Source organism: Nocardioides sp. CPCC 205120 (assembly GCF_048654585.1).
Classification (GTDB): domain Bacteria; phylum Actinomycetota; class Actinomycetes; order Propionibacteriales; family Nocardioidaceae; genus Nocardioides.
The window spans coordinates 810,247-831,679 of the sequence record NZ_JBMCYY010000001.1; the positions used below are offsets into that span (position 1 = coordinate 810,247).

The window sequence follows — 21,433 nt, forward strand, 5'->3', positions numbered from 1 at the left end:
GGGCCCGGGGGCGGGTGGACCTCAGCGCTCCGCGACGAGCATCGACGTGCCGAGCCCGATCATCAGCGCCCCGCCGGCGGCGCCCAGCCCGTCGAGCCGCTCGGGGCGGCGCGCGAACCACGTGCGCGTCTGCGAGGCTACGAGCACCCACACCGAGTCCGACGCCGCGGCGAGCACGCAGAAGGCGAGGCCGAGCAGCGCCACCTGGGGCCCCGCGGGCCCGGCGCCGGTGAACTGGGGCAGGAACGCGACGAAGAAGACCAGCGTCTTCGGGTTCGTCGCGCCGACGACGACGCCGATGCGTAGCGACCGCAGCGCCGAGGCCCGCACGGGCACCGCGGACGCCCCGGCCGGTCCGTCCGCGGAGGGCTCGAGCGCCCGCCGCGCGTCGGCGCGGTGGCGCACGGCCTGCACGCCCAGCCACACGACGTACCCCGCGCCCGCGACCTTGACCACCGTGTAGGCGGTGGCGCTCGCGGCGACGACCGCCCCGAGGCCGACGGCGACGAGCAGCACCTGGGCGAGCACGCCGATCCCGTTGCCGAGCGCGGAGAGCAGCGCGTCGCGGCGGCCCACGGTGAGGGCGCGGCCGATGGTGAAGAGCAGGCTCGGGCCCGGCAGCTGGATGAAGAGCAGGGCGGCGACGAGGAACGCGACCCACTGGTGCTGCGACGGCATGCCCGCAGTGTGCGCCGTCCGCGCCCCCGCGCGCGAGCCGGTTCCGGGACGGACGCGTCGCGGGGTGAGGGCCTCAGGCCGCGGGCAGCCCGAGTGCGCGGTGGGCCATCGCCCGCAGGAGCGCGCGCATCGCCTCGTCGTCGAGCAGGCCGCTGTGCGGCGTCGAGTTGAGCAGGCCGAACGCGGCGTGGGCGGTGGCGCGGGCCGCGTCGTGGGTACGGCGGGGGTCGAGCTCCCGCAGCCGCGCGGCCCACACGTCGACGTACGCCCGCTGCAGGGTGCGCACCCGCTCCCGGGCCTCCGGCGGCAGCGACGACCAGTCGCGGTCCTGCACGACGATGAGCGCCCGGTTGCCGAGCGCGAACGCCAGGTGGTGCTCGACGAGCGCGGCCAGGGCGCCGGCGGCGTCGGGTGCGCCGTCGGAGCGGGCGCGGCCGTTGGCCAGCAGCTCCTCGCTGATCGAGACGAGCATCTCGGCGAGCACGGCGTCCTTCGAGGCGAAGTGCTTGTAGAGCGCGGGCCCGGAGACACCGCACGCGGCGCCGATGTCGGTGACCGAGACGCCGTGGAAACCGCGGGCCGCGAACAGCTCGGCGGCGGTCGCGAGGATCTGCTCGCGGCGGGTGGGGGCGGCGGTCACGGGGTCAGGTTAGTGCTCGTTCACCAGCGACGTGCCTCACCGCCGCGCGAGGTGTCAGCGGGGGCGCGCCGGGGGACGGTGCCGCCCGGGTGACGGCCGCCGGAGGGCGCGGCGGGCCCGGTGTGCGGGAGGACGACCGATGGAGACGTGCCCGGTCTGCGGCAGCGAGCGGCCCCTGTCCTCGGCGTTCTGCGCCGTGTGCGGGACGCCGACGGACGCGACGAACGTGCGGCGCCAGCCCACGCCGGCGCCCGCCTGGGCACCGCCGCAGCCGGCCCACCCGCAGCCCCCGGCGTACCCGCAGTCCCCGGCGTTCCCGGTGCCCCCGCAGCCGCAGCCCCGCGGCTCGGGCGTCGGCGCCCGCTGGGTGGCGGGCTGGGTCGCGCTCGCCGTCGTGCTGGCGGCGGTGGCGGGCGGGGCGGTGTGGCTCGTCCTCGGCCAGGACGACGCCGCGGACGGTGACGAGCGGCCGGTCGCCGCGGACGGTGACGGCGGCATCGAGCTGGGCGCGGTCAACGAGCTGGAGGTCGTCGACGGCGAGGCCGAGCTGGTGCTGGAGGCCGACAAGGGGCAGGTCGTCCTGCTGCACACGGAGGCCGAGGGCGTCGCCTCGCCCGACTACGAGCACGGCGGCCTCGAGCTGCTCGCGGGGTGGGGCGAGGGCGACGGGTACGTCGCGTGGACCGTGCCCGCGGACGGCGAGCAGGTGGTGGTCGTGCCCGTCGACGGGCCGGGGGCGCCGGCGACGCTGCCCGTCCTCGTGGACGTCGTCGACGCCGAGCGCCTCGCCCCGGGCGACCCCGTGGGGATCGCGGACGGGCGCGAGGCCGGCGTGGCGGTCTACCAGGACCTCGGCGGCACCTACGCGCTGCCGGCGGGGATGGTCGCCGGCGGGTGCGGCGACGGCGACGAGTGCCCGCTGCACGGCGACCAGCTCGTCGTGGTCGAGGCCCCCGACCTCGCGCTCGAGGAGGTCGAGGAGGACGCGGGCGAGACGCCGGGCACCCCGGCGCGGGCGACCTTCGACGGGGAGTACTACCTGCCGCAGGAGCAGCTCACGTACGCCGACGGCGCCCCCGGCACGTGGACCGGCACGGTGACGGTCGCGAGCGCCGGCACCCTGAGCCTCGAGGTCATCTCTCTGTACGACGGCGACCTCGCCGTCGAGGTCCGCGACCCGTCGGGTGCCGTGGTGTGCTCGGCCGACGCCGCGGCCGGCCCCTACGACTCCGAGACGTGCGCGTTCGAGGCCGAGGTGCGCACCTACGCGATCACCGTGACCGACACGGCCACGACCGACGTCCCGGCCGGTGGCCGGGAGGGGTGGGTCGCGATCTACGCCTTCTGAGCGGACCCGCCGGTGGCCGACCCGCCGGGGCGCGGGCGCAGCTCCTTGGCGGCGTAGCGGCCGATCTTCCACGTCGACATGCCGTCGGCGGTGAGGCCCACCGCGCCGCCCACGACGGGGACGCGCCGGCCGATCGTGACGGCGAGGCGCTTGCCGACCACGCGGGAGATGAGGTCGGTCGCGACCTCGTTCGAGATCTTCAGGTCGAGCTCGGGGTCGTGGTGGGGCGCGGTCGCGAGCGCCATCGGCGGGGCCGGCAGCCGCTTCTTCTTGAGCATCCGGTCCACCTCGGCCGGGCCCATGAGGCAGGCCAGGATCGCGTTGCGCACCCGCGGGTCGGCGAGGTCGTAGCCGCGCAGGTGGGCGAGGGTCGCGATCATCCGGCACTGGATGACGGCGAGGCCCGTGATGTTCGCCGGGATGGTCACGGCGACCGTCACGAGACCGCCGATGTTGGTGAGGAACCCCTGCGCGCCGGCGAGTCGGACGTGCTTCTCGATGACCGCCTTCACGGCGGCCTCGACGTCACCGTCGTGCTCGTCGAGCACCTGCTGGGCGGTGACCGAGGCGGGCTTCAGCGGCCCCACGCCGTCGACGGCCCGGGCCAGCGCCTGGCGGACGAAGTTGGACGTGAGCCTGGGCGCCACGGCCGGCACCTGGGCGGCCGCCGCCGAGCCGAGCTTCTGCTTGATCCCCATGGTCCGGATCCTACGGATGGCTAGGTTGGACGGGTGCCCGTCGAACCCCCGCCCTCCTTCTGGGACTTCGGCGACCCCCGCACGGCCCCCGACGACGACCTGGTGGGCGCCGGGGCGGACCTCGAGCCGGGGACGCTGCTCGCGGCGTACCGCACGGGGCTCTTCCCGATGCCGCACGAGGACGACGTCTGGTGGTTCTCCCCGGTACGCCGGGGCGTGCTGCCCCTCGACGGGCTGCGGGTCAGCCGGTCGCTGCGCCGCTCGATGCGCGACTTCGAGGTGCGCGTCGACACCGCGTTCGCCGAGGTGGTGGAGGCGTGCGCCGACCCGCGTCGTACCGGCGCGTGGATCGACGACCGCATCGCCGCGGCGTACCAGCGTCTCCACGAGCTGGGCTGGGCCCACTCGGTCGAGGCGTGGCAGGACGGCGAGCTGGTCGGCGGGCTGTACGGCGTCGCCACCGGCGGGCTGTTCGCCGGGGAGTCGATGTTCCACCGGCGCCGCGACGCGTCGAAGGTGGCGCTGGTGGCCCTCGTCGAGCTGCTGGCGCGCGACGCCGACGAGCTGCCCGCGCCCCGGCTGCTGGACGTGCAGTGGCAGACGCCGCACCTGGCGAGCCTCGGGGTGGTGGAGATCGACCGGCACGAGTACGCCGACCGGCTCGACGCCGCGCTGGGGCTGCCGCTGCCCGCGGCGTTCCGGGACTGACGCACCCGCCGGCCCCGTCCGCCGCGGCGGCGCTGAGAGGAACCTGAGCGGCAGGGTTTTGCCGCCCGGGCGCATGGGCAGGGTGCCCGCGGTCGCCGGGTCGAAGGCCTCGTCGAGGACGTCCGGTGGCACCCGAGACCCGAGGAGTTTCTTCTGATGAAGCGAGTTCTTTCCATCGCCGCGCTGGTCCTGGCCGGCGGCACGCTGTCCGCGTGCGGCGGTGGCGCCCCGACCGACGCGAGCGAGGAGGACTTCTGCTCGTCCTTCGACTCGGCGATGTCGTCGCTGGGCGACCAGGCCGAGCTCGAGGCCGACGACGAGGTCGACCTCGGCGACGCGATCGACGAGCTCGAGAGCACCGGCACGCCCGAGGACATCCCCGACGACGCCCGCGAGGGCTACGAGAGCCTGCTCGAGGCCCTCAACGACGCCGACGGCAAGACCGTCGAGGAGGTCGAGGACGAGGTCCAGGACCCCTTCGGCGAGGGTGACGACGCCGACGCCGGCGAGGCCCTGGGCACGTACTACACGGAGACCTGCGCCTCCTGACGCCCGCTCCACGAGGGCGGCGGTGGCTCCGGCCACCGTCGCCCTCGTGCGCGTCCGGGAGGCGCGAGGCCCCCTGCCCGGTTGCCCCTCCGTGCGAGGATCGGCGACCGTGACCTCCCTGCGACGCCGTGCCCGCCCCGGCCGCCTGCTGCCGGCCGTGGCCCTGGTGGCCGCCGTGGCGCTGGCGGGCTGCGGCGGTGAGGACGAGGCGGAGCCGACGGGCGGCGCGACGTCGTCGGCCGCGGCGCCGGACGCCGGCCAGAGCGCGACGGACGGGGCCGCGACGCCCGGCCCCGAGCAGGTGCTCGAGGAGTTCTGCCTCGCGGCGGGTCTCGTGAAGTTCATGGAGTCCGGCGACGACCTGCGCCTGTGGGCACGCACGATCGGCGAGCGGGCCCAGCCCGAGGACCTGACGGGCGACGCGGCCGCGGGCCTGCAGCTGCTGCGCGAGTACGCCGCGTCGGTGCCGCCCGACGCGGTGGCCGCGGAGCTGGAGCAGCCGGCGTACTCCCCGGAGCAGGTCGCCCAGCTCGAGGCGTACTCCACCTACCTCGAGCGGTGCCCCCAGCTCACCGACCCGCCGACCACGCTCGAGCCGCTGGGCTGACCTCAGGCCGGCGTCGGCGCGCCCCGGCGCACCGCGCGGGGCGACGCGCCCCACCAGCGGCGGGCCGCTCGGGACAGCGCGGACTGCTCGGCGAACCCGACGAGGTGCGCCACCTGGCCGATCGACAGGTCGGTGGTGGTGAGCAGCCGGCGGGCGGTGCGGCGGCGCACGTCGTCGACCACGGCGCCGAACGTCGTGCCCTCGGCCTCGAGCCGGCGCTGCAGCGTGCGCGGGTGCAGCGCCAGCAGCGCGGCCACGGCGGGCACCTCGACGGGCCCGGTGCCCAGCGACTCCTGCACGGCCGCGCGCACCCGCGGCGTGACCTCGGAGACCACCACGGGCGCCTGCTCGGCGAGGAAGGCGAGCGCGAGCCGCCGCAGGTTCTCGTTCACCGCGCCCATGGCGTGGTGCATCAGGTGGGTGGGCACGCGCAGCACGGCGGCGGGCACGTTGCGCTCGGCGCGCACGACGGTGCCGTAGAACGCCTCGTGGACGGCGAGCGGCGCGGCCGGGCGGTAGGGCAGCTCGACGCTGCGCAGCCCGTAGGGCCCGCCGTGCAGGTAGGTGATCGTGCGGTGGAGGAACCCCAGCCCGCTGTCGGTGCCCTGCACCGGTCCCGACGCGTCGGCCGGGCCGTAGAGCAGCGCCGCCACGCCGCGCTCGCCGTGCGGGTCCGGGCCGACGCCCAGCGACAGCGACCGGCTGTGCACGAAGAGGTAGCGCGACGTGCACTCCAGCGCGTCGCCCAGCGTCGGCGAGTGCTGGATCGCGACGGCCAGCGAGCCCAGCATCGTGATGTCCTGCCGCGACGCGATCCGCAGGCCGAGGTCGGGGCAGCCGAGGGTCGCGGCGGCCAGCTCGAGCACGGTCGCCGCCGCCCGCTCGTCGATGAGCAGGTCGTCGCTGTCGAGCGCCTCGACCGGTACGCCGGCGCTGCGGGCGAGCGCCTCGGCGTCGCCGCCCAGCTCGGCCACGGTCGCGCGCAGGCCGCGCAGGCAGGCGGAGCGGATGTGGCCCACGGTGGCCGCCTCCCGTCGTACTCGTGTCGCGTTGGGGCAAGACTATGTCGCGCCGGGTCAAGAACGGCGTCGTCGGGCCCGTCATCATCGGGGGATGAGCACTTCCCCCACCCCCGCCGCGGACCCCGTGACCGAGCACGTCGACGTCGTCGTCGTGGGTGCCGGGCTGTCCGGGGTGGGCGCGGCGTACCGCCTGAGCACCGAGCGCCCCGAGCTGTCGTACGTCGTGCTGGAGGGCCGCGAGCGGATGGGCGGCACGTGGGACCTGTTCCGCTACCCCGGCGTGCGCTCGGACTCGGACATGTACACGCTCGGCTACTCCTTCAAGCCGTGGCGCGACGGCCGCTCGCTGGCCGACGGGGAGTCGATCCTCGACTACATCCGCGAGACCGCGGAGGAGTTCGGGCTCGCCGAGCGCGTGCGCTACTCGAGCAAGGTCGTCGGGGCCGACTTCGACACCGCGGCCGGGCTGTGGACGCTGAGCGTCGAGGACCCGCGCACCGGCGAGCGCCGCACCACGACGTGCCGGTTCCTCTACTCGTGTGCGGGCTACTACGACTACGACGACCCGCACTCGCCCGAGTTCGTCGGCCAGGAGGACTTCGCCGGGCAGGTCGTGCACCCGCAGTTCTGGCCCGAGGACCTCGACTTCAGCGGCAAGCGCGTCGTCGTCATCGGCTCCGGTGCGACCGCGGTGACGCTCGTGCCGTCGATGCTCAAGGGCGACTGCGCCGCCGCGCACGTGACGATGCTGCAGCGCACGCCGACGTGGATCAGCGCCGTACCGAGCCGTGACAAGAAGGCCGACCGCATCAAGGCGGTGCTGCCCGAGGCGATGGCGCACCACGTCGTGCGCGCCAAGAACATCGCGTTCAGCACGGCGTTCTACCAGTTCTGCCGCCGGCGCCCGGAGACCGCGCGGAAGCTGCTCACCGGCATGGCCACCAAGGTGCTCGGCGACCCGCGGCTGGTCGCCGACCACTTCACCCCGCCGTACGACCCGTGGGACCAGCGCCTGTGCGCCATCCCGTCCGGCGACCTGTTCCGGGCGATCAAGGCGGGCGACGCCGACGTGGTGACCGACCACGTCGAGCGGTTCGTGCCCGAGGGCGTGCTGCTGCGCTCCGGGGAGGTGCTGGAGGCGGACGTCATCGTGACCGCGACCGGGCTGCGGCTGCTGGCGTTCGGCGGCATCGAGCCGCACGTCGACGGCGAGCGGGTGGAGCTGTCGGAGCAGTTCGTGTGGAACGGCGCGATGATCACGGGCGTGCCGAACTTCGCGGTCTGCATCGGCTACACCAACGCGTCGTGGACGCTGCGCGCCGACCTCACGCACCGCCTCGTGTGCAAGGTGCTGGGCTGGATGGACCGCCGCGGGCACGCCGCCGTGGCGCCGCGCCCCGACGGCGACCTGGAGCCGCAGCCGCTGCTCGACCTGGCCGCGGGCTACGTGCAGCGCTCGATCGGCGCGTTCCCCCGCCAGGGCGACCGCCGGCCGTGGCAGGTGCGGCAGAACTACGTGCTCGACTCGCTGACCACCCTGCGCACCGACCTCGACCGGACGCTGGCGCCGGTGACCGGGGCGGGTGCGGGTGCTGGCGGCGCGGGTGCCGGCGCGGGTGCCGACGCGGGCGAGCAGGGCGAGCTCGTGGAGGTCGGGGCGTGAGCGCGGTGACGTGGGAGCCGGACCTGCTGGGCGACGGCTACGAGCGCCACACCATCGAGCTGGGCGCCGACCCCGACGGCGAGGGCGAGATCGCGTCCGTCGTCGTGCGGCGCGTGGTGCGGCCCGAGGAGCAGGTCGTGGGCGCCGTGATCTACGTGCACGGCTTCGCGGACTACTTCTTCCAGACCGAGCTGGCGGACTTCTTCGCCGAGCGCGGCCTCGCCTTCTACGGGCTCGACCTGCGCAAGTGCGGCCGCTCCCGGCGGCCCGGGCAGACCGCGCACTACGCGTCCACCCTCGAGCAGTACGACGCGGAGCTCGACCGAACGCTCGACCTCGTGGCGCAGGCGTACCCGGACCTCCCGGTCGTCGTGCTCGCGCACTCGACCGGCGGGCTCATCACGCCGCTGTGGCTCGACCGGCGGCGTCGCGCAGGCCGGCTCGACCCCGTGGCCGGGCTGGTGCTCAACAGCCCGTGGTTCGACCTGCAGGGCAAGCCGCGGATGCGCGGTCCGGTGACGTGGGCGCTGCGGGCGGTCGCGCAGGTGCGTCCGTTCCGGGCCCTCGACCTGCCCGGCAGCGTCTACGGCTCCACGCTCCACACCACCGGCACCGGCGAGTGGGACTTCGACCTCGAGCTCAAGCCCATCGACGCCTTCCCCATCACGGTGGGCTGGCTCAACGCGGTACGCCGCGGCCACGCCCGGCTCCACCGGGGCCTCGACGTCGGGGTGCCGTCGCTGGTGCTGCGCTCGGACAAGACGCACTACTCGCGGCGCTACACCGACGCCAGCGACCGCGCCGACACCGTGCTCGACGTCCGCCAGATCGCCCGCTGGGCCGGGTGCCTCGGCAACGAGACGACCGTCGTCCCGATCCCCGACGCCCGCCACGACATCTTCCTGTCGCTGGCCGAGCCCCGCCGCGTGGCCTACGACCGCGTCGACGCCTGGCTGCGCCGCCACGGCCTCGGTACGGCGACCCGCACCCCCGCCTGACCCGTCACCCACCGCGCGCCGGTCGCCGGTCGCCGGTCGCGGTTCGTGGTAGCAGCGCCACGGAATGTCTGGCGCTGCCACCACGAATGGGGACGTAGCGCGGGCACGCCGGTGGTTGAGGTGGCCGAGCCAGCGGCCCTCGAAACCACGCCCACGTTCCCGGGTCGCCGGGCACACTGACCCTCGTGCCCCCCATCCATCCGCTCTTCGACCTGGTCGCCTGGGATCTCGCGCCGCGCTGGTTCGACGGCGACGAGTCGGTCGTCGACGACCTCCCGGCGGACGTGGCGCTGCTGGCGAAAGACCGGTACGACGGGCCCGGTCTCCAAGGAGCGGGCTTCGAGGGCCGCGACCTCGCCGCGACGGGCTGCGTGGCGGCGGAGGTGGTCGTCGATGACGAGGTGTCCCTGATGACGGTCGACTTCACCGTTGACCCGGAGGGGCACAGCAGCCCCGGTGGCTGGGGCGCGGGCAGCGGGCCGGGACCCCGGTTGTCCGATCCCGCGACCCGACCGAGCCTGGGCGGTTCACCGTTCGCGCCGATCTGCGCGCCGCACGGCAACTCCACCATGGGGCGGTTGCGCTCCGACGTCCTCCGGCTGCGTGACGACGTCGTCAGCGTCCGGGTGGGTACGCGCGAGCTGGCCGTGCCCGCCCACGGCACGGTGACCGTGGTGGGCGTCCGCGGAGTCGACGAGCTGCTGACCGTCACGTCGGTGTGCGGCATCTCGTGGAGCGGGACCCTCGAGGACCTCGACAGGCTCTTCTACCCCCGCATCGCCTGGGACGTGCAGGACGAGCCCGACCGCTGAGGCGGTGGTCCGGCACCGAGCATGGTTTCGAGGGGTTGCCAGAGCAACCCACCTCAACCACCGCCGAAGCCGGGTGGCCGCGCTGGTGCGGTGGCTGAGCTGGCCGCGCGGGGGTCCGGTGGTTGAGGTGGCCGTGCGGGGGGGGCGGTGGTTGAGGTGGCCCCGCGTGTCCGGTGGTTGAGGTGGCCGCGCCAGCGGCCCTCGAAACCACGATCGTGCGAGCAGGGACGGGGTCTCATCAGATCCGCCGGGTGAACCTGAGCTTGCCGGTGCCGAGGCTCTCGGCGAGGTACGTCGGGTCGTGGGCCACACGGTGGTGGCGCCAGCAGAGCAGTCGTCCACGGGCCACCGAGGTCCTCCCCCCGCGTGACCAGGGGTCGTCGTGGTGGGCCTCGCAGCGCTGCGGCGGGGCGTCGCAACCCTCAGCGGTGCAACCTCCGTCGCGCAGGATCAAGGCGATGCGCTGGGGCTTGTTGTGGAACCGGGCGGAACGGCCGAGGTCGAGCACCTCGCTCTTCGTGCCGAGCACCGCCGGGACCAGGTCCGCGCCGCAGGCGAGGCGCCGGGCCTCGCCGGGCGAGAGGCGGTGACCGGTGTCCAGCGACGCCGCGGCCAGGCCGCCGGTGAAGGTGTCGAGCTGCATCGTCACCACGACGGTCGCGCCTGCACCGGCCGCATCGGGGAGGTCGGCGTCGCGCATCCGCTCGATCAGCTCGACGAACGCCTGGCCGCGCCGCTGCCACACCGGCCGGACGTCGGCGGCGTCGGCGGCGTCAGCAGCGTCAGCAGCGTCAGCAGCAGGGTGGTCGCGGAGGTGGTCGCGGCGGGGCGAAGCGATGGCGTCGAGCATCTTCGTCAGCATCGCGCCGTGCATCTCCGGCACCGAGAACTTCCCGTGCACGCACCCGTGCCCGTCCTCGCGCATCGTCAGCCGGACCCCCGCAGCCGCCTCTCGTTCCTCCTTCGCGAGCAGCTCGGCCTCCCGGGCCTCACCGATCGCGGGAGCCACGATGTCGAGGATCCGGCGCCCCAGCACCCGCAGGCCCCTGGCGTCGTGCTCGGCGGCGAACCCGACAAGGGCTCGTTCCGCGTCGGCGAGCACCTCGGGGTCGACCGACTCTGGCGGTCCGTCATCGAGATCGTCCAGGGCACGCACGACCACCTCGGCCTGGCCGGGCGACACCTCGCCGGAGACACAGGCGGCGACGAGCGCGTCGTACCGCTCGCTGACAGCGACCGCGGTGCGGACCCGGCGGTGGGCCTCGGCCCGCGTCACCTGGGCGGCGTTCGCGAACCACGCCGCGGTCGACGGGGCGCCGGTCTCGTCCTCGACGCGCACCTCCGTGGCGTGGGCCAGCAGCCGCGACTGCAGCGCGGCGAGACGGTTCGCCGCCCGCTCCAGCTCCACGAGCGCCGCACCGGTCTCAATCGGGCCGAGGGTCAGGAGACCGGCGTCGAAGCCGTCGTCGAGGTCCTCGTGCAGACGCGCGGCGACCCCGGTGATGGGGTGCAGCGCGGTCTCGGTCATGGGTCCATCACACCAGCGGCCACCGACATTCCTGGCCGCCAGCGGCGGTTCTCCACAGGTCGAGTTTCCGCAGGTCAGGGCGGATCTGGCGCCTGACCGCCGGCGTGACGGACGTGGTTTCGAGGGCCGCTAGCGCGGCCACCTCAACCACCGGACCGACGCCGCAGGCGCGGCCACCTCAACACCGCGCCAGCGGCCCACCCGGGGCGGGCCGGCACCTCACCTCACGCCACGTACGGCGGGGCGTCGCCCTCGGCGACCATGGGGCGGCCGGCGGCCTCCCAGTCGAGCATGCCGCCGTCGAGGTTCACGACGTCGCGGCCCTGCTGCGTCAGCCACGCCACGGCCTGCGAGGAGCGGCCGCCCACCTTGCACACGACGAGCGTCTGCTCGGTGGGCACCTCGTCGAGCCGTGCGGGCAGCTCGCTCAGCGGGATGTGCAGCGCGCCGTCGATGTGCCCGGCCGCCCACTCGGCGGGCTCGCGCACGTCCAGGACGGGCAGGCCCTCGGGCAGCGGGTGGGGCACGCCGTCGATGCCGACGGTGGGGATGGAGACCATGCGGCAACGGTACGACCCGCGGGCCACCCGGCCGGTCCGCAGGTGCCCCCGCGGGGTCGGGGGCTACTTCAGCAGCTTCGACATCCGCCGGTCGGCGAGCGGCTTGCCGCCGGTCTGGCAGGTGGGGCAGTACTGCAGGCTCGAGTCCGCGAACGACACCTCGCGCACGACGTCCCCGCAGACGGGGCACTTCTCGCCGGTGCGGCCGTGGACCGACAGGTTCGACTTCTTCTCGCCCTTGAGCTCGCTGGCGGCGAGGCCGCGGGAGCGGCGCACCGCGTCGCCCACGACCGCGTCGATCGCGGCGAACAGCTCGTCGACCTGCTCGGGCGTCAGGCTGTTCGCGGGCTTGAACGGTGAGAGCCGCGCGGCGTGGAGCAGCTCGTCGGAGTAGGCGTTGCCGATGCCCGCGATCGTCGACTGGTCGCGCAGCACGCCCTTGACCTGCGCCCGCCCGGCCGCGGTGAGGATGTCCGCCAGCGAGTCCCGCGTGAACTCGGCCGACAACGGGTCGGGCCCGAGCCGGGCGATGCCGGGGACGTCGGCGACCTCGCGCACGACGTACATCGCGAGGCTCTTCCGGGTCCCGGCCTCGGTCACGTCGAGACCCGAGTCGTCGTCGAGCACGATGCGCGCCGCGAGCGTCGACTTCGCGCTGGGCCGCGGCGGGATGCTCGGCACCTCGTCGCGCCACCGCACCCACCCCGCGCGGGCGAGGTGCAGCACCAGGTGCAGCCCGCCGACGCCGATGTCGAGGAACTTCCCGTGCCGCGACACGCCCTCCACGAAGGAGCCGTCGAGGGCGCTGAGCGGCGGGTCGAACGTCTTGAGGGCGCTGAACGCGGCGAGGTGCACGGTCGCGACCGCGCGCCCCTCGAGCCGGCTGCTCAGGTCGAGCGCCAGCGCCTCCACCTCGGGCAGCTCGGGCATGCCGACGAGACTAGTGCCGCACCCCACGTCGTACGCCGGATCGCGGCCGACCGCTCACCCCGGCGCGTCTCTACGGATCCGCCTAGACGCCCCGATACGTTCCTCGCCATGGACCCGGTGCGCAACCCCTACGCCCCCGGCGCCGGCCAGCGGCCGCCCGAGCTCGCCGGCCGCGACCGGCAGCTGGAGCAGTTCGAGGTCACCCTCGAGCGGGTCGCCGCCGGCCGCCCCGAGCGCAGCATGGTGCTCTTCGGCCTGCGCGGCGTCGGCAAGACGGTCCTGCTCAACGCCCTGCGCTCCGCCGCGGTCAACCGCGCCTGGGGCACCGGCAAGATCGAGGCCCGGCCCGAGGTCAGCATCCGGCTGCAGGTCGCCCAGGCCGTCCACGCCGCGGTGCGCGAGGTCGCCCACCGCCACCGCGACCCCGACCGGGTCGACGACGTCGCGGGCGTGCTCAAGTCGTTCGCGCTGGCCACCGGCCGCGGCGACCGCGCCGGCAGCCGCTGGGTGCCCGGGGCCCACCTCGCCGACGTGCCGGCCACGAAGGGCCGCGCCGACTCCGGCGACCTCGAGCTCGACCTGCTGGAGCTGTTCACCGACGTCGCCGCGCTGGCCCGCGACCTCGGGGTCGGCATCGGCCTGTTCCTCGACGAGATGCAGGACGTGCCGCTGCCCGAGCTCACCGCGCTCTGCGGCGCCTGCCACGAGATCAGCCAGCAGGGCGCGCCCCTCGTCGTGGTCGGCGCGGGCCTGCCGCACCTGCCGGCCGCCCTCGCGGCGTCGCGGTCCTACGCGGAGCGCCTCTTCGCGTACGTCGAGGTCGACCGCCTGCCGCGCGCGATGGCCGAGCGTGCCTGGACCGTCCCGGCGGCGGGGGAGGGCGTCACCTTCGAGCCCGAGGCGCTCGACGAGCTCTACCGCCTCACCGACGGCTACCCCTACTTCGTGCAGGCCTACGGCAAGGTCACCTGGGACGCCGCCGTCGCCGACCCGGTGCGCCTCGCCGACGTGCACGCCGCCGCCCCGGAGGCGGAGGCCGAGCTGGGGCGCGGGTTCTTCGGCGTGCGCTACGAGCGCGCCACGCCCGCCGAGCGTGACTACATGGTCGCCATGGCGGACCTCGCGCTCGAGACCGGCGACGGCCCCGTCGCCACCGCCGACATCGCGCGGCACCTCGGCCGCAAGCCCCAGTCGCTCAGCCCCGCCCGCGACGGCCTCATCAAGAAGGGCCTCGTCTACTCCGCCGAGCGCGGCCAGATCGCCTTCACGGTCCCGCACTTCGCGCGGTTCCTCCGCGGCCGCGACGCCTGAGGGCGGGCGCGGCGTACCCCCACCGGGAGACCCGCGGGGTACGGCGTCCCTCAGCCCTTGCGCCGCGCCTTCACCCAGCCGCCGGCGGCCCGCACGGGCGCGGTGACGCGCCACGAGGTCGAGCCCGTCATCGCGTCGACGCGGCGCTGCGCGTCGACCGCCGCCTGCCGGCTCGCCACGAGGGCGCGACGCGCCTCCTCCAACGCGCGCCGGGTCTCCTCCGACTCGCGCTGCGCGGCGGCCAGGCGGCCCCGGGTCTCCTGCAGGTCGCTGCGCAGCTGCTCGGCCTGCGCCGAGTCGTCACGCTGGCGGGCGGCCGCCTCGGCGACGGCGCGGCGACGGCGCGGCGAGCCCATCCCGTAGACGTCGACGAGCGCGCCGAAGAACTCGACCTCCGGCTTGCCGAGCAGGTCGGCCATGTCCTCGCGCAGGTGCGCCACCAGCGCGGCGGTCGCGTCCGGCCGCGCCAGGTAGAGCTTGTTGGCCGAGACCGCGAACGGGCGCAGCGCGCTGCTGGTGGCGAGGTAGTCGCGCAGGCCCGACAGCACGCCCAGCCAGGCCGGGTTGAAGATGTCGTCGAGCACCACGACGCCGTCGTCGACCAGGCACGCCTCGGCCAGCCGCAGGTCGTGGCAGGTGATGCCGCTGGTGTGACCGCCGTCGATGGAGAACAGGCGCACGTGGCCGAACGTGTCGGTCGCCCGGTCGGGCGCGACGTCGGTGCTCGAGCCCTGCAGGACGACGACGCGGTCCGGGTCGGCCCACGCGGCCACGTTGCGCTCGAAGACGGCGCGGTCGCCCTTGCCGGACTGGTCGACGTTGAGGTGCTGGTCGTCGAACACGTCGAGGGCCACGGCCCGCTCGTCGGGGCGGACGCCGTTGGCGAGCAGCAGGAACGACTTGCCGTGGTGCACGCCGATCTCGGCCACGTCGCCCCGCGTCCCGGCGGCGATCTGGTGGCGCAGCAGCGACGCGATCACCTCCGCGGACTCGGTCTCGAACCAGCCCGTGACGGCGCCCAGGCCCTCCTCGACGTACCGGTTCACGCGTTGCTCGACGGACGTCGTGCCTGCTCCCGACATGGGCCCCCCTCGTGTGGTCGCTGGGAGCCGACACTAGCGACCGCGGGCGCCGGTGTGCGGCGGACGACACACCCCGCGCCGACCCGCCGGGTGAACAATGGCGGCATGAGGCCGTTGGTCGTCGCCCACCGGGGTGCCACGGACGTGGCCGCCGAGCACACCCTCGGCGCCTTCGTCGCCGCCCTCGACGCGGGGGCGGACGGCCTGGAGTGCGACGTCCGGCTCACCGCCGACGGCCACCTGGTCTGCGTCCACGACCGGTTCCTGCCGCGCGTGGGCCGCCGGCCGGGCATCGTCTCCACGATGGAGCTCGCGGACCTCGACCAGCTCGACGTCCTCGCCCGCCACCGGCCCTGGGCCGCCCTCGACGACGAGGCGCCCGACCTCGACCCCGCCGAGCACGGCGTCCTCACCCTGCGCCGGCTGATGGAGGTGGCCGCCGAGCACCCCCGCCCCGTCGAGCTCGCCATCGAGACGAAGCACCCGACCCGGTACGGCGGGCTCGTGGAGCGCCGCCTCGTCGAGCTGCTGCGCGACTTCGGCTGGGACGGCGCGGACGCCCCCGTCCGGGTCCTGAGCTTCTCCCACACCGCCCTGCAGCGGGTACGCCGGCTCGCCCCCGACCTGCGCGTCGTCCAGCTCTTCGAGCAGGCCCACTACTGGCCCGCGCTGCGCCGGATGATCGGCACCGACTGGGGCGTGGGCCCCGGCATCGACGAGCTCAGCGAGCACCCCGGCCTCGCCGAGCGCCTGGCCCTGGGGCCGCACGAGGTGCACGTGTGGACCGTGAACGACCGCGCCCAGCTCGACCTGTGCCGCCACATCGGCGCGCACGCCGTCATCACCGACCGGCCCGGCGCGCTGCGGGAGATGGTGGACGCGGCACCGGCGTGACGGTGCGGCGCCCGCCGGCGGCCCCGTCGTGACCCACGTCCTAGGGTGGCCCGCATGGCGAAACGCTCCCGCACCAAGGCCCGCGACCAGCAGACGACCCCCGGCGAGGTCGGGCCCCGACAGCCCTGCCCCTGCGGCTCGGGCCGGCGCTACAAGGCCTGCCACGGCTCGCCCGACGGCCCGCCGCCGGTGTTCGTGCGCCGCCCCTTCGAGGGCCTCGCCTCCGAGTGCGACCTCGTCGCCCTGCGCGAGCTCGTCCCGGCCGCGACCGCCCCGCTGACGCTGCGTGACGGCGGCGACCGCGAGGTGCTCCTCGCCACCCTGCTGCCCGGGGCCGCACCGGCGTACGTCGGGGCCGACGGCCGCGTCGTGCTCGCCCTGCAGGTGCTCCACGGCTTCGGCGACCCCTCGCGCGACCTCGGCGCGGTGCTGACCGACGCGCTCGCCTACGCGGAGGCCGGCGACTCGGGCACGGTGGGGCTCACGAGCGACCCGGGGGAGGGCCCGCGGCTGCAGGACCTGCTGGCCGACGGTCCGCTCGACATCACGGTGCACCCGACGTTCGGCTACTGGGCCGACGTGGTCGACGACGAGTCGGGCGCCGTCGCGGCCGCCGCCGAGCAGGCCGACGCCCAGATGACGCCCACGCGGCGCCTGGAGAGCGTGACGGCGGCGTACTGGACCGACGTGCGCACCAAGGAGCACCTGCGCTGGGCCATGCCCCAGCCGGAGGACGAGCTGCTCGACGCCCTCGCCCGGCTGCACGCCGCGGGCGCCGACGAGGTCGCCGAGGGCTCGCGCCTCGTCGGCATGTTCCGGGCCCACGGCCTGCTGACGCCGGTGTGGGACCTGCCGTCGGGCACGGGCGCCGACGTGCTCGAGGAGGCGGCCACCGCGTTCGCCGCGCGGCTCGACGACGCCCTCGCGGAGAGCACCCCGCTGACCACCGAGCAGCGGTCCGTGCGCTCGGCCCTCGCGGGCCGCCAGGTCACCATTCGCTGAGCGGGGACCGACCGATTCCCGGCGTCCCGTGCGGTCCCGACACGTCTGGACCGGCATGCGGAACGTTGCGCGCGGAAGTTGCCTCGGCGCCCCGAGGTCAGTAGATTCTCCTACGTCCGGTCGTTGCTGTATCCCCCGTCAGCAGCGGCCGGACTTCTACATTTCCGGGACGGGCCCGTGTCGGCCCCCCGACGCAGGAGCCGACGACCCCGACCACGTGGGTGGGATCGCCGGCTCCTGACCCGGTACGGCGGACGCCGCGCCGGGGGTGCTCCTCGTGCGCCGGTGGCGCAGGGTCAGACGTTGACGCCGAAGTCCGACGCGATGCCGCGCAGGCCCGAGGCGTAGCCCTGGCCGACGGCCTTGAACTTCCACTCGGCGCCGTTGCGGTAGACCTCGCCGAAGACCATGGCGGTCTCGACGGAGGCGTCCTCGGTGAGGTCGTAGCGGGCGATCTCGGAGCCGTTGGCCTGGTTCACCACGCGGATGAACGCGTTGCGCACGGCGCCGAAGTTCTGGCTGCGGCCCTCGGCGTCGTAGATCGACACCGCGACGACGATGCGCTCGATCTCGGCGGGGACCGAGGCGAGGTTGGCCTTGATGACCTCGTCGTCGCCCTCGCCCTGGCCGGTGGTGTTGTCGCCGGCGTGGTTCACGGAGCCGTCGGGGGAGGCGAGGTTGTTGAAGAAGATGAAGTGCTGGTCGGAGACGACCTTGCCGTTGGAGCCGACCAGGATGGCCGAGGCGTCCAGGTCGAAGTCGGCGCCGGAGAACGTGTTGACGTCCCAGCCGAGACCGATGTCGATGGCGGTGAGGCCGGGGGCCTCCTTCGACAGTGAGACGTTGCCGCCCTTGCTGAGCGAGACTCCCATTGCGGTTCCCTTCGCGTTTGCGTGACCCGGGTCGGTCGACCCGGGTCTCCCTTGTGCCAGTTCTAACGGACCGGTGGGCACGGAAGTGCCCCGTTCAGCGCCCGCCCTGCTGGGAGCGGGCGATCAACCGCTGCCCGAGCGCGCCGGCCGACTGCGCGTCGAGCAGGTTCGTGTGGCTCTCCACCGTGCGCAGTAGGGCCGCGTCGACGACGAGCTTCTCGGAGCTCTGCAGCAGGATCGTGCCGGCGCCGGTGAAGTCGTACTGGCGCTCCTCGCCGGACTCCCGCCCGAGCATCCCCTGCATCCCGGCCATGAACGACTGCGCCATCCAGTGGTGGTCGTAGTGCTGGCTGGGCGACGGGCAGTCGGACCAGCCGAGCAGCGCCTCCGGGTCGGCGCGGAACGGCGGCTCGACGAAGATCACGGGCCCGTTGGAGGAGGCGAGGAACTTGCCGGTGCCGATGAGGGTGACGAACCCCGGCACGATCGACTGCTTCAGCTCCAGCGTCGGCGCGAACCCCAGCAGGTTGGCCTGCTTGATGGTGAGGTTGCCGTCCTCGAGGTCGTAGGAGTTCACGTCGTGGCCGCGGTCGGCGACCACCACCTTGCCCTGACCGTTCGCGACGACCCACTCGTCGGCGTACATCGGGGAGGAGAAGCGCGCGGCGACCCAGCTGGCCCGCGACGCGTACTGGCTGACGCCGGCGAAGTCGACGTTGCCGTAGTAGGCGATCATCGCGCCCTTCGCCACGAACCACTCGCCCGCCAGGGCGATGGAGAACGCGTAGGGGTTGACGTTGTCGTCCACCGGGAGGCTGTGGGCGTCGAACGACGCGGTGCCGAGTCCGTCGATCATCAGAACTTCTCCTCCGAGGCCTGCACGTGCACGACGCCGTGGCCCGAGACGTGGAGCTGGAACGCCTCGCCCGAGCCGCGGCCGATGAGGTCCCGCATGCCGAGGGACTGCTTGAGCTCGACCTGCAGGGCGCCGGTGTGCGCGACGTACGCCTGCGGGTCGACACCGACGGTGTCGCCGTTGAGCTGGATCGGGAAGGTGCCGCCGTGGGAGAGCAGCACGACCGTGCCCTGGCCGGACACGCGCGTGGTGAAGAGGCCCTGGCCGGTCACGGCGCCGCGGGCCATCTGCCGCACCCCGCCCTGGCCCACCATCTCGATGCCGGTCTGCAGGTGGGCGTCGTGGACGAGGAGGCGGTCGGCCTCCACCACCATCGAGTCGCCCGTCAGCTGCACCACGGTGGTGTAGAGGCCCCGGAAGCCGTAGAGCACCGACCCGTCGCCCTCGGTGACCATCATCTTGGTCGACTCGCCCGCCAGCGCGGCGCCGACCATCGACCGCACGCCCTGGCCCTGCCCCGCGACGGGGCGGAAGGAGACCTGGCCGGAGTAGCCCAGCATCGAGCCGCGGCGGGCCAGCACGGGACGCGCCTGCGTCACCGGCACCCGCACGACCTTGGAGTTGACCTGCTCGTACGTCACGACGCCCCCCTCAGCGCTCGGCCGGCTGGATGTAGACGCGGCCGTGGCCCTCGAACCGCAGCGAGAACGGCTCGCCGCCGCCCTCGCCGACGAGCGAGCGCCACGTGACCCCGGAGACCAGCGACATCTGCAGCTGGCCCAGCCCCGCGACGTACGCGTCCGGGTCGACGACGACCGGCCGGCCCGGCGCGACCTCGAGCCCGATGAGCGGCCCGTCGGAGACGATGGCGAGCTGGCCGGAGCCGCTGATCCTGGTGGTCGCGAGGCCCTGGCCGGTCGTCATGCCGCGCAGCCCGGCGAACTGCACGTCGAGCTGCAGGTCGCGGGTCACCGCCAGGACGTGCTCCGACTCCACCGTCACGGTGTCGTTCTGCACGCCGATGACCGTCACGTCCTGCGCCTGGTAGGCGAGGTGGACCCGGCCGTGGCCGGTGCACTCCATGAGGGAGATCGACTCGCCGGCGACGCGCTGGCGGATCGCGGCCCGGAAGCCGCCGCCCCCGCCCATGCCGGCGCTCTTGAACTCGACCTGGCCCTGGTAGGCGACCATCGAGCCGGACATCGCCCGGATCGAGTCGCCCGCGAGGTCCGCGAGAAGCACCCGCTTCTGGGCCACCAGCTGGGCCATTCGTCCCTCCTGCCGCCAGGAGCCCTGGCTCTCACGACCCCGGGGGGCCCGTCTCGACGCACGTCACCGCACCCGCCGCACGACCCGCTCGGCCTCGAGGCCGCCGCGAGCCTAGCGTCCGGGCTCGGCCCTGCGCAGTACCCGACCGCGCACCCCGGGAAACCCCTTGAGGGTGGCGCGGCGGATCCGGCGGAAGCGGTAGGGGAGGTGGGCCGGCGCGGCCTCGCCCGTCAGCAGCGCGAGCGCCTCCTGCGCGCGGTGGCGGGCCTCGTCGGTCAGCTGCGCGGCGAGGCGGAGCACGTCGTCGCGCCCGGCGTCCCGGGAGCCGTCGTGGTCCTCGTGGCCCTCGTCGGGGTCGTCCGGGTCGTCGTGGTCAGGGTCGTCAGGATCGTCGGCCGCCGCGGCGAGGCTGGTCAGCACCTCCTGCAGGCCGCTGTCGACCACGACGGTGCCGGGCCGGGCGATGGAGGTGAGGCGGGCGGCGATGTTGACGGTGCTGCCGTAGACGTCGCCGAGGCGGATGACCACCTCGCCGTACGCGAGGCCGGCCCGCACCTCGGGGAACGGGTCGTCGGCGTCGGCGCCGCGGGCGGTGAGCGCCAGGGCCACCTCGGCGGCCTGCACGGGGTCGTCGGTGACGTAGAGGATCTCGTCGCCGATCGCCTTGATGACCCGGCCCCCGCGGTCGGTCACCTCGGTGGTCGCGACGTCCTCGAACGACTCGATCCAGGTGACGAACTCCGGCTCCGAGAGCGTGCGGCTGCGGCTGGTGTACCCGACGATGTCGACGAACCCGACGGCCAGGTACGCCGTGGGGTCGCCCGCGCGGGTCGCGTCCGGGTCCGGGCCGGTCGGGGTGAGGATGCGGTTGGCGGCGCTGACGAGGTGGCGGCGCCAGACGTAGCTCTGCAGCACCTCCAGGCGCGGCAGCACCTCGTCGGTGAGCTCGGTGATCCGCTGCCCGGGGTCCTCCGCGGAGAGCGCGAGACGGGCCAGCAGGTCGGTCTGCCACTCGGCGAGGCGGGCGAAGCTGCGGCCCCAGGTGCGCACCATCGCGGCCTGGGAGCCCGCGTCGAGGATGCCCAGCATCACGAGGTCGCGGGCCAGCGACAGGGCCTCGACGTCGGCGTCGGTGAACGCGACGTCGTCGTCGGCGTGGTGCGGGAAGCCGAGGCGGTGCCACAGCTCCTCGGCGAGGCTCAGCGGCACGCCCACCCGCTCGGCCACCTGGCGGCGGGTGAGGTGCGGCTCGCCCCCGAGCAGCCCGGTCTCGACCGCCCGCACCTGGGCCCGGATGTCGGGGACGCCGGGGGCGTCCGGGTCCTCGGAGACCTCGGAGACATCGGAGACCTCGGCGACCTCGGGGGTGTGGGGGCCGTCCTCGCCGGGGGGCACGGGGCCGGGTG

General features: G+C 74.6%; 23 protein-coding genes. 10 read left to right on the forward strand and 13 right to left on the reverse strand.

The annotated features are described in order from the left end of the window. Positions 1-21: 21 nt before the first annotated feature. On the reverse strand, positions 22-678 hold the full coding sequence (locus tag ACOACO_RS03800) for a LysE family translocator (protein WP_420294920.1): 657 nt from the start codon (positions 676-678) through the stop codon (positions 22-24). A 73-nt stretch (positions 679-751) separates the two neighbouring features. Further along, positions 752-1,318, reverse strand: coding sequence for a TetR/AcrR family transcriptional regulator (locus ACOACO_RS03805; protein WP_420294921.1), 567 nt, complete (start codon positions 1,316-1,318; stop codon positions 752-754). A 139-nt stretch (positions 1,319-1,457) separates the two neighbouring features. Here ACOACO_RS03805 and ACOACO_RS03810 point away from each other — a divergent pair, with 139 nt between their 5' ends. Further along, entirely contained in the window at positions 1,458-2,666 is a 1,209-nt protein-coding gene (locus ACOACO_RS03810; protein WP_420294922.1) for a hypothetical protein, read from the forward strand. Here the strand turns inward: ACOACO_RS03810 and ACOACO_RS03815 are convergent. Beyond that, on the reverse strand, positions 2,654-3,364 hold the full coding sequence (locus tag ACOACO_RS03815; RefSeq protein WP_420294923.1) for an EcsC family protein: 711 nt from the start codon (positions 3,362-3,364) through the stop codon (positions 2,654-2,656). The two genes, ACOACO_RS03810 and ACOACO_RS03815, sit on opposite strands and share 13 nt — an antisense overlap. 33 nt (positions 3,365-3,397) lie before the next feature. Between ACOACO_RS03815 and aat the strand changes: the two genes are divergently transcribed. The 3 genes from aat (at position 3,398) to ACOACO_RS03830 (ending at position 5,228) form a co-directional block, all read left to right on the forward strand. Next, the gene (gene aat / locus ACOACO_RS03820; RefSeq protein WP_420294924.1) at positions 3,398-4,072 is read left to right on the forward strand and encodes a leucyl/phenylalanyl-tRNA--protein transferase; all 675 of its coding nucleotides are present in this window, start codon (positions 3,398-3,400) and stop codon (positions 4,070-4,072) included. Between the two features lie 156 nt (positions 4,073-4,228). Next, positions 4,229-4,621, forward strand: a complete 393-nt coding sequence (locus ACOACO_RS03825; RefSeq protein ID WP_420294925.1) for a hypothetical protein — start codon at positions 4,229-4,231, stop codon at positions 4,619-4,621. A 109-nt stretch (positions 4,622-4,730) separates the two neighbouring features. Next, positions 4,731-5,228, forward strand: a complete 498-nt coding sequence (locus ACOACO_RS03830) for a hypothetical protein (RefSeq protein WP_420294926.1) — start codon at positions 4,731-4,733, stop codon at positions 5,226-5,228. A 2-nt stretch (positions 5,229-5,230) separates the two neighbouring features. Here ACOACO_RS03830 and ACOACO_RS03835 read toward each other — a convergent pair whose 3' ends face one another. Then, positions 5,231-6,247 (reverse strand): AraC family transcriptional regulator, encoded by a 1,017-nt coding sequence (locus ACOACO_RS03835; protein ID WP_420294927.1) that lies wholly within the window; start codon positions 6,245-6,247, stop codon positions 5,231-5,233. Positions 6,248-6,341: 94 nt separating this feature from the next. Between ACOACO_RS03835 and ACOACO_RS03840 the strand changes: the two genes are divergently transcribed. The 3 genes from ACOACO_RS03840 (at position 6,342) to ACOACO_RS03850 (ending at position 9,723) form a co-directional block, all read left to right on the forward strand. After that, positions 6,342-7,913: a flavin-containing monooxygenase gene (locus tag ACOACO_RS03840; RefSeq protein ID WP_420294928.1), complete on the forward strand. Its 1,572-nt coding sequence runs from the start codon at positions 6,342-6,344 to the stop codon at positions 7,911-7,913. Beyond that, entirely contained in the window at positions 7,910-8,911 is a 1,002-nt protein-coding gene (locus tag ACOACO_RS03845) for an alpha/beta hydrolase (RefSeq protein WP_420294929.1), read from the forward strand. The genes ACOACO_RS03840 and ACOACO_RS03845 overlap by 4 nt, the downstream gene beginning before the upstream one ends. A gap of 185 nt (positions 8,912-9,096) precedes the next feature. Then, positions 9,097-9,723, forward strand: coding sequence for a hypothetical protein (locus ACOACO_RS03850; protein WP_420294930.1), 627 nt, complete (start codon positions 9,097-9,099; stop codon positions 9,721-9,723). A gap of 238 nt (positions 9,724-9,961) precedes the next feature. Here the strand turns inward: ACOACO_RS03850 and ACOACO_RS03855 are convergent, their stop codons facing one another. From ACOACO_RS03855 to ACOACO_RS03865, 3 genes are all read right to left on the reverse strand, one after another. After that, entirely contained in the window at positions 9,962-11,251 is a 1,290-nt protein-coding gene (locus ACOACO_RS03855; protein WP_420294931.1) for a DUF222 domain-containing protein, read from the reverse strand. Positions 11,252-11,475: 224 nt separating this feature from the next. Next, positions 11,476-11,811 (reverse strand): rhodanese-like domain-containing protein, encoded by a 336-nt coding sequence (locus ACOACO_RS03860; protein ID WP_420294932.1) that lies wholly within the window; start codon positions 11,809-11,811, stop codon positions 11,476-11,478. A gap of 63 nt (positions 11,812-11,874) precedes the next feature. After that, entirely contained in the window at positions 11,875-12,741 is an 867-nt protein-coding gene (locus ACOACO_RS03865) for an Fpg/Nei family DNA glycosylase (RefSeq protein ID WP_420294933.1), read from the reverse strand. A gap of 108 nt (positions 12,742-12,849) precedes the next feature. Between ACOACO_RS03865 and ACOACO_RS03870 the strand changes: the two genes are divergently transcribed. Beyond that, positions 12,850-14,052: an AAA family ATPase gene (locus ACOACO_RS03870; RefSeq protein ID WP_420294934.1), complete on the forward strand. Its 1,203-nt coding sequence runs from the start codon at positions 12,850-12,852 to the stop codon at positions 14,050-14,052. Positions 14,053-14,102: 50 nt separating this feature from the next. Here the strand turns inward: ACOACO_RS03870 and ACOACO_RS03875 are convergent, their stop codons facing one another. Further along, entirely contained in the window at positions 14,103-15,134 is a 1,032-nt protein-coding gene (locus tag ACOACO_RS03875) for a class I SAM-dependent methyltransferase (RefSeq protein WP_420294935.1), read from the reverse strand. Between the two features lie 105 nt (positions 15,135-15,239). On the opposite strand from ACOACO_RS03875, the gene ACOACO_RS03880 reads away from it, so the two are divergent. Next, positions 15,240-16,028: a glycerophosphodiester phosphodiesterase gene (locus ACOACO_RS03880; RefSeq protein WP_420294936.1), complete on the forward strand. Its 789-nt coding sequence runs from the start codon at positions 15,240-15,242 to the stop codon at positions 16,026-16,028. A gap of 54 nt (positions 16,029-16,082) precedes the next feature. Continuing rightward, positions 16,083-17,030, forward strand: coding sequence for a DUF5926 family protein (locus ACOACO_RS03885; protein ID WP_420294937.1), 948 nt, complete (start codon positions 16,083-16,085; stop codon positions 17,028-17,030). Positions 17,031-17,326: 296 nt separating this feature from the next. Here ACOACO_RS03885 and ACOACO_RS03890 read toward each other — a convergent pair whose 3' ends face one another. The 5 genes from ACOACO_RS03890 to ACOACO_RS03910 form a co-directional block, all read right to left on the reverse strand. Then, entirely contained in the window at positions 17,327-17,902 is a 576-nt protein-coding gene (locus tag ACOACO_RS03890; protein WP_277497697.1) for a TerD family protein, read from the reverse strand. A gap of 94 nt (positions 17,903-17,996) precedes the next feature. Continuing rightward, positions 17,997-18,758, reverse strand: coding sequence for an AIM24 family protein (locus ACOACO_RS03895; RefSeq protein ID WP_420294938.1), 762 nt, complete (start codon positions 18,756-18,758; stop codon positions 17,997-17,999). Next, positions 18,758-19,399: an AIM24 family protein gene (locus ACOACO_RS03900; protein WP_420294939.1), complete on the reverse strand. Its 642-nt coding sequence runs from the start codon at positions 19,397-19,399 to the stop codon at positions 18,758-18,760. The genes ACOACO_RS03895 and ACOACO_RS03900 overlap by 1 nt, the downstream gene beginning before the upstream one ends. Before the next feature lie 10 nt (positions 19,400-19,409). Then, positions 19,410-20,027, reverse strand: coding sequence for an AIM24 family protein (locus tag ACOACO_RS03905; RefSeq protein ID WP_420294940.1), 618 nt, complete (start codon positions 20,025-20,027; stop codon positions 19,410-19,412). Positions 20,028-20,138: 111 nt separating this feature from the next. Further along, positions 20,139-21,422 (reverse strand): adenylate/guanylate cyclase domain-containing protein, encoded by a 1,284-nt coding sequence (locus ACOACO_RS03910; protein ID WP_420294941.1) that lies wholly within the window; start codon positions 21,420-21,422, stop codon positions 20,139-20,141. Positions 21,423-21,433 lie beyond the last annotated feature (11 nt).